This window comes from Desulfosporosinus youngiae DSM 17734, assembly GCF_000244895.1.
GTDB classification, from domain to species: domain Bacteria; phylum Bacillota; class Desulfitobacteriia; order Desulfitobacteriales; family Desulfitobacteriaceae; genus Desulfosporosinus; species Desulfosporosinus youngiae.
On record NZ_CM001441.1, the window covers coordinates 1,632,226 to 1,644,436 of the forward strand.

9 protein-coding genes and 2 rRNA genes (1 of these 11 cut by a window edge) are annotated in these 12,211 nt (G+C 47.6%); all 11 read left to right on the top strand.

Going from position 1 to position 12,211, the window contains the following annotated elements; all coding sequences use genetic code 11:
• A 23S ribosomal RNA gene (locus DESYODRAFT_RS07785) occupies positions 1-2,552 on the top strand (it extends 357 nt beyond the left edge of the window).
• A gap of 176 nt (positions 2,553-2,728) precedes the next feature.
• A 5S ribosomal RNA gene (gene rrf, locus DESYODRAFT_RS07790) occupies positions 2,729-2,844 on the top strand.
• Positions 2,845-3,833: 989 nt separating this feature from the next.
• Positions 3,834-4,622: an ABC transporter ATP-binding protein gene (locus DESYODRAFT_RS07800; protein WP_007781485.1), complete on the top strand. Its 789-nt coding sequence runs from the start codon at positions 3,834-3,836 to the stop codon at positions 4,620-4,622.
• Between the two features lie 77 nt (positions 4,623-4,699).
• Positions 4,700-5,773: an ABC transporter substrate-binding protein gene (locus tag DESYODRAFT_RS07805; RefSeq protein ID WP_007781487.1), complete on the top strand. Its 1,074-nt coding sequence runs from the start codon at positions 4,700-4,702 to the stop codon at positions 5,771-5,773.
• A 133-nt stretch (positions 5,774-5,906) separates the two neighbouring features.
• The gene (locus tag DESYODRAFT_RS07810) at positions 5,907-6,665 is read left to right on the top strand and encodes an ABC transporter permease (protein ID WP_007781490.1); all 759 of its coding nucleotides are present in this window, start codon (positions 5,907-5,909) and stop codon (positions 6,663-6,665) included.
• Positions 6,666-6,695: 30 nt separating this feature from the next.
• A complete protein-coding gene (locus tag DESYODRAFT_RS07815; RefSeq protein ID WP_007781492.1) occupies positions 6,696-7,463 on the top strand; it encodes an acyl-CoA dehydratase activase in 768 nt (255 codons plus the stop codon).
• Between the two features lie 14 nt (positions 7,464-7,477).
• Entirely contained in the window at positions 7,478-8,626 is a 1,149-nt protein-coding gene (locus DESYODRAFT_RS07820) for a double-cubane-cluster-containing anaerobic reductase (RefSeq protein WP_007781494.1), read from the top strand.
• 65 nt (positions 8,627-8,691) lie between these two features.
• On the top strand, positions 8,692-9,345 hold the full coding sequence (locus tag DESYODRAFT_RS07825; protein ID WP_007781496.1) for a corrinoid protein: 654 nt from the start codon (positions 8,692-8,694) through the stop codon (positions 9,343-9,345).
• 2 nt (positions 9,346-9,347) lie between these two features.
• Positions 9,348-10,421: a uroporphyrinogen decarboxylase family protein gene (locus tag DESYODRAFT_RS07830; protein WP_007781498.1), complete on the top strand. Its 1,074-nt coding sequence runs from the start codon at positions 9,348-9,350 to the stop codon at positions 10,419-10,421.
• 1,009 nt (positions 10,422-11,430) lie between these two features.
• Entirely contained in the window at positions 11,431-11,931 is a 501-nt protein-coding gene (locus DESYODRAFT_RS07840; RefSeq protein WP_007781502.1) for a hypothetical protein, read from the top strand.
• Positions 11,932-11,977: 46 nt separating this feature from the next.
• Positions 11,978-12,106, top strand: coding sequence for a hypothetical protein (locus tag DESYODRAFT_RS29500; protein WP_007781503.1), 129 nt, complete (start codon positions 11,978-11,980; stop codon positions 12,104-12,106).
• Positions 12,107-12,211: the final 105 nt, after the last annotated feature.

The window sequence follows — 12,211 nt, forward strand, 5'->3', positions numbered from 1 at the left end:
AAGGTAACACCCCTGTAAACGAAAAGGAACCAAACTGTGAGGGAATCCTGAGTACCGCGGGACACGTGAAACCCCGTGGGAAGCAGGGAGGACCACCTCCCAAGGCTAAATACTACTTAGCGACCGATAGCGAACCAGTACCGTGAGGGAAAGGTGAAAAGCACCTCGGAAGAGGAGTGAAAAAGAACCTGAAACCGTACGCTTACAAGCAGTCACAGCACGTTGGTGTAGTGGCGTGCCTTTTGTAGAATGAACCGGCGAGTTACGGTATGCAGCGAGGTTAAGGCGGGAAGCCGGAGCCGAAGCGAAAGCGAGTCTGAAGAGGGCGAAAGTTGCATGCTGTAGACCCGAAACCGTGTGATCTACCCATGGCCAGGGTGAAGGTGGGGTAAAACCCACTGGAGGCCCGAACTCACTGTCGTTGAAAAGGCAGGGGATGAGCTGTGGGTAGGGGTGAAATGCCAATCGAACACGGAGATAGCTGGTTCTCCCCGAAATAGCTTTAGGGCTAGCCTCAATTGATGAGCGATGGCGGTAGAGCACTGAATAGGCTAGGGGCCTTACCAGGTTACCGAACCTTATCAAACTCCGAATGCCATTGGATTTAGATTGGGAGTCAGACTGTGGGGGATAAGCTTCATAGTCGAAAGGGAAACAGCCCAGACCATCAGCTAAGGTCCCAAAGTATACACTAAGTGGGAAAGGATGTGGAATTGCACAGACAACCAGGATGTTGGCTCAGAAGCAGCCACCATTTAAAGAGTGCGTAATAGCTCACTGGTCGAGTGGTTCTGCGCCGAAAATGTAACGGGGCTCAAGTGTATCACCGAAGCTATGGCTTGCGCTTCATGCGCAGGGGTAGGGGAGCGTTCTATCAGCAGAGAAGTCATTCTGTAAGGAATGGTGGAGTGGATAGAAGTGAGAATGCCGGTATGAGTATGCGAAAAGGAAGGTGAGAATCCTTCCCGCCGAAAATCTAAGGTTTCCTGGGGAAGGCTCGTCCGCCCAGGGTAAGTCGGGACCTAAGCCGAGGCCGAAAGGCGTAGGTGATGGACAACTGGCTGAAATTCCAGTACCACCTGGAAATGGTTGAGCAATGGGGTGACACAGAAGGATAGGTTAAGCGTGCCGTTGGTCGAGCACGCCCAAGCGAGTAGGAGGTAGGGTAGGCAAATCCGCCCTGCGAGACTCTGAGACGTGATGGGGAGCGAACATAAGTAGCGAAGTAACCGACTCCAGGCTGTCAAGAAAAACCTCTAGTGAGTGACCAGGTGCCCGTACCGTAAACCGACACAGGTAGATGGGGTGAGAATCCTAAGGCGCGCGAGAAAACCCTCGTTAAGGAACTCGGCAAAATAGCCCCGTAACTTCGGGAGAAGGGGCGCTCACTGAAGAGTGAGCCGCAGAGAAATGGTCCAGGCGACTGTTTAACAAAAACACAGGTCCCTGCAAATCCGAAAGGAGAAGTATAGGGGCTGACACCTGCCCGGTGCTGGAAGGTTAAGAGGAGAGGTTAGGGGCAACCCGAAGCTTTGAATTGAAGCCCCAGTAAACGGCGGCCGTAACTATAACGGTCCTAAGGTAGCGAAATTCCTTGTCAGGTAAGTTCTGACCCGCACGAAAGGTGTAACGATCTGGACACTGTCTCAACGAGGGACTCGGCGAAATTGTAATACCCGTGAAGATGCGGGTTACCTGCGACAGGACAGAAAGACCCCATGGAGCTTTACTGCAGCTTGACATTGGATTTTGGTATAAAATGTACAGGATAGGTGGGAGACGGAGAAGCTAGGGCGCCAGCCTTGGTGGAGTCAACGGTGGGATACCACTCTTTTTGTACTGAAGTTCTAACCTAGGCCCCTGAAGCGGGGTTGGGGACAGTATCAGGTGGGCAGTTTGACTGGGGCGGTCGCCTCCTAAAGAGTAACGGAGGCGCCCAAAGGTTCCCTCAGCGCGGTTGGAAATCGCGCGAAGAGTGTAAAGGCAAAAGGGAGCTTGACTGCGAGACCAACAAGTCGGGCAGGTACGAAAGTAGGGCTTAGTGATCCGGTGGTACCGAGTGGAAGGGCCATCGCTCAACGGATAAAAGCTACCCTGGGGATAACAGGCTTATCTCCCCCAAGAGTCCATATCGACGGGGAGGTTTGGCACCTCGATGTCGGCTCATCGCATCCTGGGGCTGTAGTAGGTCCCAAGGGTTGGGCTGTTCGCCCATTAAAGCGGTACGTGAGCTGGGTTCAGAACGTCGTGAGACAGTTCGGTCCCTATCCGTCGCAGGCGCAGGAAATTTGAGAGGATCTGTCCCTAGTACGAGAGGACCGGGATGGACGAATCCCTGGTGTACCAGTTGTCTCGCCAGAGGCACAGCTGGGTAGCTATATTCGGAGCGGATAAGCGCTGAAAGCATCTAAGCGCGAAACCGGCCTCAAGATGAGATTTCCCACAGAGTAATCTGGTAAGACCCCTGAAGGAAGATCAGGTAGATAGGCCAGGTGTGGAAGCACGGTGACGTGTGGAGCTGACTGGTACTAATCGGTCGAGGGCTTGACCTAAGGCGAGGTTCGAAGTGCGAGGCGTGAGGTTCGAAAGGACGGAGAGGCTGAGGGCGAAGGACTTCGGGATTGCTAAGGACTAGGTGAGTGGTTCAAATTCTAACGACAATACTAGATAAACGACTCTGTGCAGTTTTGAGAGAACAGCGTTCGAAAGAAAGCGGCTATCTCAGACATCTGGTGATTATGCCGGAGGGGTTCCACCCGTTCCCATACCGAACACGGAAGTTAAGACCTCCAGGGCCAAGGATACTTGGAGCATAGCTCCTGGGAAAGCAGGTCATCGCCAGGTAAACAAGCGAAAGATCGTCTCTAACGAGATGGTCTTTCTGTGTATCAGCGTGTATCAGTGATAGTGATATTGGATAATGAAAGTAGCGAGGTCCGGGGTTCCACCCGTTCGATCCACACTGCAGGAGTATGCGTTTGGGGACGCAGTGTGGCGAAAAGCTCATTCCTTCGCCACGAAGTCTTCCTTTTGGGTGGGTGGCTCGGCGATACTGTCCACCGGACACTATCGTGCTTTTCGTATCCCGAACACGGAAGTTAAGACCTCCAGGGCCAAGGATACTCGGAGCGTAGCTCCCGGGAAAGCAGGTCATCGCCAGGTAACAAGCGAAAGACCGTCTCTAACGAGATGGTCTTTCTGTGTATCAGCGTGTATCAGTGATATTGGATAATGAAAGCATCGAGGTTTGGGGTTCCACCCGTTCGATCCACACTGCAGGAGTGTGCGTTTGGGGACGCAGTGTGGCGAAAAGCTCATTCCTTCGCCACGAAGTCTTCCTTTTGGGTTGAGTGGCTCGGCGATACTGTCCATCGGACACTATCGTGCTCTTCGTATACCGAACACGGAAGTTAAGAATCCACACTGCAGGAGTGTGCGTTATAAGTCGCAGTGTGGCGAAAGGCTCGTTCCTTCGCCACGAAGTGTTCCTTTGGGGTAGGTGGCTCGGCGATACTGTCCACTGGACACTATCGTGCCTTTCGTTCCAGGGCCGACGATACTCGGAGCATAGCTCCTGGGAAAGCAGGTTATTGCCAGGTAAGCGAAAAGCCATCTCTTAATGAGATGGCCTTTTCGTTTCATTAGTTAGTGGGGCTTTTTTTAATTTTTAAACTTAAAAGAATTTTTAGATGTTAAGAGAAAAATTAATAACTAAAAAATTATATAGACATATAATGATTAGATAATGTATACTTATAAAAGTGTCGCGGGACGAAACAGGTTAAGTGGGTGATTTTCATAAGTTTAGTGAGAGCAGAAAAGGAAGGGAATTTATGCTGGAGGTAGCGGTAAACCATGTAAGCTTTTCTTATGACAAGGATTTGATATTAGCAGACATTAATATAAAAGTGGAAGCCGGAGCGTTTGTCTGTTTGCTTGGACAGTCCGGATGTGGAAAAAGCACGTTTCTCCGTTTGCTGGCAGGATTAGAAAAGCCAAGCTCTGGGGACATTCGTGTGGATGATGCTCCTGTCATGAAAGCGGGTTTGCAAAGAGGGGTTGTGTTTCAGGATTATGGTCTTTTTCCCTGGATGACTGCCGGGGAAAATATCATGATTGCTCTTAAACAGAAATTTAAGAAGATGAGTTTCAGTGAGCGTAAAGCTGAAGCACTGAGAAGAATCAGGGATGTTGAGCTGCCGGAGTCTGTTTTTGATAAGCTGCCGAAGGAACTCTCCGGCGGGATGAAGCAGCGCTGCGCAATAGCCCGCGCCTTTGGTATTGATCCGCCGATTCTTTTGATGGATGAGCCATTTGGTGCCTTGGATGCGGTAACACGAGCTAAGCTGCAAGATTTAGTGTTTAGTTTGTGGAATAAGGAAACCGAAAATCGCAAGACTATTTTCTTTGTTACCCATGATGTGGATGAGGCACTGCTTCTGGCAACGGACATTTTTGTCTTTGGGCAATCACCCAGCAAAGTCATTTATAATTATTCATTCAAGGATAAGTCGAAATCAGACAGGACGACCATCCTTGACGATCCCCGGATTATGGAGCTGCGCAACAATCTCATTAAGATTATCCATAATGAGGTTAGAATGAAGTCGTATGCTTTATAAAAGTACTTATAACATTTAAGGAGAAGAGTACTTATAGCATTGATAGAGAAGATAGACAAAAGGAGAAGAGAGACAAAATGAAAAAAGTAGTAAAATTAATTTCCTTATTAGTGGTAGGTATGCTGTTGATGACAGGCTGCTCCCAAGGTGCAGCCAGTACAGGCAGCATCGGCGACCAGGCAGCAGCTGGTGAGAAGTTAAAGGTAAAGTTAGCCGCCCAGGCAACCTCAGGTCAGGTATTTCAATATATGGCAGAAGACAAGGGATACCTGGAAGAAGAAGGTATCGATGTTGATCTCGTTTATATTAACAATGCAACAGACGCTTTTTCCGCTTTAAGTTCCGGTCAGGTGGATGTTATTTCCACTTATGGCACGGGCGGACCGCTGATTCAGATTGCCAATGGTCAGGATTTCACCATTTTCGGCGGCTATATGATTATTGGTGCAACTCCTGTTTTTGCCATGCCAGGTACAAAATATAACAGTGTGGAGGATCTCCTGGGCAAAAAGATTGCTATCATGAGAGGCGGAACTCCGGATATTGTGCTCAAGGGTATTTTGTCTGACGCAGGCTACGATCCCATCAAAGATGTTACTTTTGTCGAAATGAAAAAGAATACCGATGTCATGGAAGCGGTACGCAGTGGTCAGGCAGATTTTGGCGCAGTATCCACAGGCTTTGAACTGCAAATCAAAGAAGCGGGTATGAACATTGTGATGTGGCCGGATGAATTGTGGCCTAATCACTCCTGCTGCCGCATGGTTGCCAAAACCAGCTGGCTTAAAGAAAACCCGGAAGCAGCCCAGAGATTGCTCCGTGCCTATCTGAGAGCAGAAGAGATTATGCCCGCCAATATGGACCGGGTTGTAGAACTGACTGTTAAAAATTTGGATATGTCAGAGGAAACTGCCAAAAGCTTTTTGCTAAGCCCTCACATGAAATATGAAACGGACCCCTATAAAAACAGCGTCGTAAAGATGTGGGAAAAAATGCAGAAATTTGGCTATATCGTTGATCCTACCATGGACATCCGGGATCATATTGATACTTCGAATTATAAGGCGGCACTGGATTATTTAGAGGGCAAGTATCCTGACAGCAGCTTCTATAAAGAGAAGCAGAAAGAGTTCAGCGAATTTAATCTCTAAGCGTCTTTTTGATGAATAACGGTATACCTGGCAGGGTTTATCTGCCGGGTATGCCGTTTAAAACGATTTTTTGGCCAGTTTAGATCAGTTTGTGTTTGTATTTCCCATTTCCATTTCCAAAGGAGCGGTTTCTTTGAAAAAACTTATTGAAAACAGGTTAGGTATAGCACTAATCCTCAGCGGCTTAGTAATTGCCTACGAGCTTTTGACGGATGTTTTCGGTATACTGGATCCCTTTTTATTCCGGGGACTTAGTGAGGTTATGCCTGTGTTTGGCACCCATTACGGCATGCTCCTGAAAGGGCTGGTCAGCTCTTTAGGCTTACTGGTCCCCGCCTATGTGTTGGCGACTTTCAGCGGCATCAGCCTCGGGGTGCTGATCGGTTTAAAAAAGCCCTTGCGTAAAAATATCACCCCCTTTATCAATGCCTTCAGTGCCGTTCCCGCGCCCCTTTTGACCCCTTTTGCCATTCATATTTTTCCGTCATTTAAAGCGGCGTCCATATTCATTATTTTTTTGGGTGCCTTCTGGCCAACACTGGGCACAACGGTCAATGCAGTCATGACCATTGATAAGAGATATCTGGAAAACGCCGCTACTCTGGAAATAGGCGAAGGGGAAAAATTATTCCGTGTGATTCTGCCGGCCGCTTCTCCCACCATACTTTCAGGCTGCACAATTGCCCTTAAGTTCTCTTTTGTCATGCTTGTGGTAGCGGAAATGTTCGGAGCGACCTCCGGCATGGGCTATTTTGTCCAGTATTATTCCGATTTTGCCCGCTTTGATCTTGTCATTGCCGGCTTTATCTTTATGTCCCTTGTCTTGGTGGGGATTATGTACCTGTTCGACATTATGAAAGTCAGAATGCTGCGCTGGACTATCAATAATTAACTACTTGAATAATGGGAAGGGGGTGAAGCGGTGATAAGCGCCGGGATTGATGTGGGTTCTACTGCCACGAAAGCAGTTATTTTTGATGGAAGGATACGAAGTTCGGCTGTTATGCCCACGGGCTGGAACCCTAAAGAAGCCGGACGGACTGTATTTCTGGAAGCGCTGAGCAAGGCCGGTCTGCAGGAGCAGGACGTCGATGCCGTGGTTGGGACCGGCTATGGACGGGTGTCCCTGGCCTTTATCCATAAAAAAGTGACGGAGATAACCTGTCATGCCAAGGGGGCGAAATTTCTCTTTCCCCAAACCAGAACGGTCATAGACATTGGCGGTCAGGACAGCAAAGTCATTGCGGTGGCTGAGGATGGTGGGGTTGCTGATTTTATCATGAACGATAAATGTGCCGCCGGTACCGGGCGGTTCCTGCAAGTCATGACGGGAATTCTTGATATTACTTTAGAAGAATTAGGGCAAATGGCAGCAGCGGGCAAACCCGTGAGCATCAACAGTATGTGTACTGTTTTTGCCGAGTCGGAGATTATTGGTCTTCTGGCCCAGGAAGTGCCTAAAGAAGCCATTGCTTCAGGAGTGGTGCAAACCATTGCCAATAAAATAATCAGTCTGGCATCCCGGGTTCCCTGTCAGGAGGAAATTACCTTTTCCGGCGGGGTAGCCAACAATCCGGAGATTTGTGCCAGCTTATCCTCAGCCTTTGGTGCTAAATTTAATATTCCCCGGCAGCCACAGATTGTCGGAGCCTTGGGTGCTGCCATCGTAGGCTTTGAAAAATTTCAGTAAAGGGTGGATTGAGCATGGAAGCCGATAGCTTAAGTGAATTTGAGAATCTGCGCGCCAAGAGCGCCAGGTCGATAACAGCGGCTAAAGAAGAGGGCCGGAAAATTGTCGGCAAGTACTGTATTTACTCGCCTATGGAAATCGTGGTAGCTGCCGGAGCGATTCCCATTCCCCTGTGCAGTACCAAGCAGGACCCCATTGCGGCGGCGGAAAAGGTTCTGCCCAGAAATCTTTGTCCTCTCATTAAATCAAGTTATGGCTATGCAGCTTCCGGTGCCTGCCCATACTTTAATGCCTCGGATCTGCTTATTGCCGAAACCACCTGTGACGGCAAGAAAAAAATGTATGAACTGCTTTCCGAAATCAAGCCTCTGCACTTACTCCAGCTTCCGCAAAAGCAGGATGAAGAGGCTTTACAGTATTGGTATAGAGAAATCGTTAAGCTGAAAGAACGCCTGGAAGCCGAATTCAGGGTAACCATTACAGAGCGGGACTTGCGTGAGGCTATCCACCTGATGAATGAAGAACGGCGTTCTCTTAAGGACTTACAGGATATTGCCAAACTTAAGCCCTCACCCATTAGCGGCGTTGATTTGCTGATGGTTCTTTATAACCGGGGTTTTAGCATTGACAAACAGGAAGCGGTGCTCATGGTTGACCGCCTGACCTTAGAGCTGAAGGAATTATTCAGCCGGGGGGTGACCCCCTTTACGGCGCAGACGCCCCGAATACTCTTAACCGGGGTTCCTGTGGGCATCGGCTCTCATAAGGTTGTTCAGATTATTGAAGAGTGCGGCGGCAACGTTGTTTGTTTCGAAAGCTGCGGCGGGTATAAAGGGGTTTATGACCAAGTTGATGAAGAAAAAGAACCTCTTTCAGCTATTGCTGAAAAATATCTGAGAACCCCTTGTTCCTGTATGTCCCCGAATATCGCCCGCTTTGAACTTGTGGAACGGTTAGCGCTGGAGTTTAAGGTGGATGGTATCGTCGATCTTACCTGGCAAGGATGTCATACCTATAATATCGAGTCCTATACTCTGAAAAAATACTTGCAGCAGAAGCGAAGGCTGCCGTTTTTGCAGATTGAAACAGACTACTCCGAGTCCGATGTGGAACAGTTAAAGGTGAGGATTGAAGCCTTCCTGGAAATGATCAACGTGACCTGACGTGGTTCTGAGAAGCAGAGGGCGGTTGTTGTTGGCAAAGTTAGAAAGGGAAGAGGAGTGAGGGTATGCCGGATTTAAAGCAAAAGTTGTTGGTGCAATTAGCGGATGCGGTTGTGAATATGGATGAGGACATGACCAGAGAACTTGCCCAAACCTATGCGGAAAATGGCTTTGATTCCCATGCAGGCATTCATCAGGGCTTAGCTCAGGGAATGGACAGAGCAGGCCAATTATACGAAGAAGAAGAGTACTTTATTCCCGAGCTGCTGATGTGTTCGGACGCTATGTATGCGGGACTGGACGTCTTAAAACCTCATTTAAAACAGGATAAGCTTGGCGAAAAGTTTAAAGTTGTGATTGGAGTTGTGCAAGGGGATACCCATGATATCGGGAAGAACCTGGTTAAAATCATGTTGGAAACCCTGGGCTTTGAGGTGACGGATTTAGGAAGAGATGTGCCTCCGGCAGATTTTGTGGAGAAAGCCAAAGAAATCGAAGCGGATATTATCGCTTTATCCACGTTGATGACAACCACAATGGAAGGCATGCAGGAAGTGATGCAGCTCTTGGCCAGAGAGAAGCTGGGGGACAAGGTCAAAGTTATGATCGGCGGAGGGCCCATCTCCCAAAGCTTCGCTGCTAAAATCGGTGCCTATTATGCCGTAGACGCCTCAAAGGCCGCTAATCTGGCCCAAGATTTAGTACGGGAGGTTGGATAAGGATGAAGGACAAAATGACCCCCCTTGAGAGAGCTAAGGCCATAGCCAAAGGGGAAAGGGCGGACCGCCTCCCCTGTAATCCCAATGTGGCCAATGGGGTTGCCCGGATTTACGGCTGTAAAATATCTGAATTTAATAGTAGTGCCAGGACGATCGCCGCTGCCCAAATCGCTTCTTACCGCCGTTTTGGCTATGATGGGGTAAGAATATTTACGGACTTGTTTGCCTGGGCGGAAGCAATGGGAGCGAAAGTTTATTTCCCGGAGGACAATACTGCCGACCTGGCGGCTCCGGCTCTTGACGACATCGCAAAAAGTGACAGCTTAGTGCCGGCTGATCCTTATAAGGACGGCCGTTTGTCTGTCCATATCGAAGCGATGAAATATCTCGTCGATGAATTAGGAACAGAAGTCCCCTGTGCGGGAGGGATGGTCGGTCCTTTTACCAATGCCTTTTTTTTATTGGGCATTAAAAAGATGAGCAAGCTGTTCTTCACCAATCCGGAGGTAGTTCACCGGGCCTGTCAGGTGTCCCTGGAAACTTGTCTAAGATATGCCCAGGCGATCATTGATGCCGGTTTGACCCCAACCATTTCCGAGCCCATGTCTTCCTGTACGGTGGTGGGGCCCAAGCATTTTCGTGAATTTGCTGAGCCCTATCTGAAAAAGCTGGTGCAATATATTACTGCCCAAGGCAAGCCGGTGACCATGCATATTTGCGGGAAGACAGAAAAAATCTGGGAGGATATTGTCGCTATGGGTGTAGCCGGCTTCAGTGTCGACAATGTGGTGGATCTCCAAAAATGCAAGGAACAGATTGGGGATCGGGTTAAAATACTGGGCCATGTGGATCCTTCGGCTGTGATGTATGCCGGGAGCCCCGCCGATGTGCGGGAGGCTGTGTTTAAGTGTGTGCAGCAGGCTTGGGATGCCCCGAAAGGATATGTCATTATGTCAGGCTGCAGTTTGCCTGTGGAAACGCCGTTAGGAAACATTGAAGCGATGATGGAGGCAGCCAGGGAGATTGGTTATCCCATTGATCCTGAAAAGCTGAACAAAATGTTAAGCTCATGCTAAATGACCCATAAGAACTGTCTTTGTCAGGGGGCTGTTGCAAAACGAACAGTGTTCGAGCATCAGCCCCTCATTTATTTCCCAAAAAAACAGCGGGTCCAAAAGAACCCGCTGTTGACGTGATCTACACGGCAGGAGTGTTCGTCACGGGGTGCCATGTGGCGAAACTCTCCACTGGAGACTTTCGTATCGCCAGGTAAACAAACGAAGGGGCTTTTGCACTACGAACTCTGTTCGTAGTGCAAAAGCCCCTTCGTTTATGTTGTCAAATGCTACAACTCCTACATACTATTGGGCCCCGAGGGCACACCTATACCCATAAATGGGCGTATAGGTTAGCTTATTGGGGTTATGAGCATAGTATATTAGGTCAGACATTTTCCGGACGGTCTGCCCTTTTTCTAGTATCATTTTGCTTTCGCAGGAAGGAAAATGGCGGAAGATATGGAATAAATATAAGGGTCGATAGCGTTAGTTCATTCAACAACCTATTTGGAGACAAAAGGTATCGCAACAACATCCGAAGTAATTACTGATTCCTTAGAAATTCGTTCACGAATATAGTGAAACCTAATTGAAAGCAAAGGGGGTGTAAATTATGGGCGGTAATCCAATCCAATTCGATTATTCTTTACTTTTGTCCCTTGTTTTTCCTCTTGGATTTTTTGCGATCGTAGTTTACTTTATGCTGAGCATTATACAATTTTTAAAACATAAAGCCATAACTGATAAACAACTAGTAGAGAAAATGGACGAGCTAATCAAGTTACAGCAACAGTCTAACAAACTATCTAAACCCTAGCATTATCTGATTCCCCAAGGTCGAATAAAAATGTTGCCAACGCTCTCGCAACCGAGTTCGATGCGCATAGTTTTTCGCCCCCAATATGGGGTTGGGATGCTCTTATTGCAAACGAGGCAGTCCTGCAAAAATATTACCGGTACGAGTCTGCTGGGATTTATCTTGGCAATGGCTGCGCTGGAGAATAGAGGAAGAACGAAGGAGGATTTTATGGAATTAGGTGTTAAAAGTAAGGCTTGGCTCAAAGGTTTCCATATATTGTTCGCATGTGCTTGGTTAGGGTCGGCTCTATCGATGATCTTGGTTCTGGCAACGCAAGCTCGACCAAATTCGGGTCTTGATTTATACTCAGTAACCTTATCGTTAAAAGTTATTGATGACTTTATTATTATACCAGGCGCGATGGGGTGTTTATTCACAGGACTTTTATATTCTTGTTTCACAAAGTGGGGTTTCACCAAATTTTATTGGATAATATTTAAGTGGGTCATGATAATTTTACAGATAGCTATGGGAACATTTTTTCTTGGTCCCTGGTTGAATAATATGTTGACCATCTCCAATGAGATTGGCTTTAAGCCCGCCGAAAATTACCTATATGCCAGCAATTTTAATTTAAACCTTTATTTTGGTATACTTCAGGCATCCCTGCTTATAGTGGTAGTCTTTGTTTCAATTCTCAAACCTTGGGGGAGAAGGGTTAAGAAATAGGCACTTGTATTTATTATCCAATAACCTAATAACTGGGGGGAGTCACATGCCATTATCAAAGAAATTTACATATGCTGATTATCTAGAATTCCCGGACGATGAACGATGGGAAATTATCGATGGCATACCTTATATGTTGAAGTATCGGTTTTTCCTGATCTTAAAATCGAATTAAGTTCAGTTTTTGATTTTTAATGACTATGGATATTAAGAGAAAGGTGAAGAGCAAGGGACTATCTCAGTGAGGTAGTCTCTTTTCATAAATCAGCAAGAGAAAAAG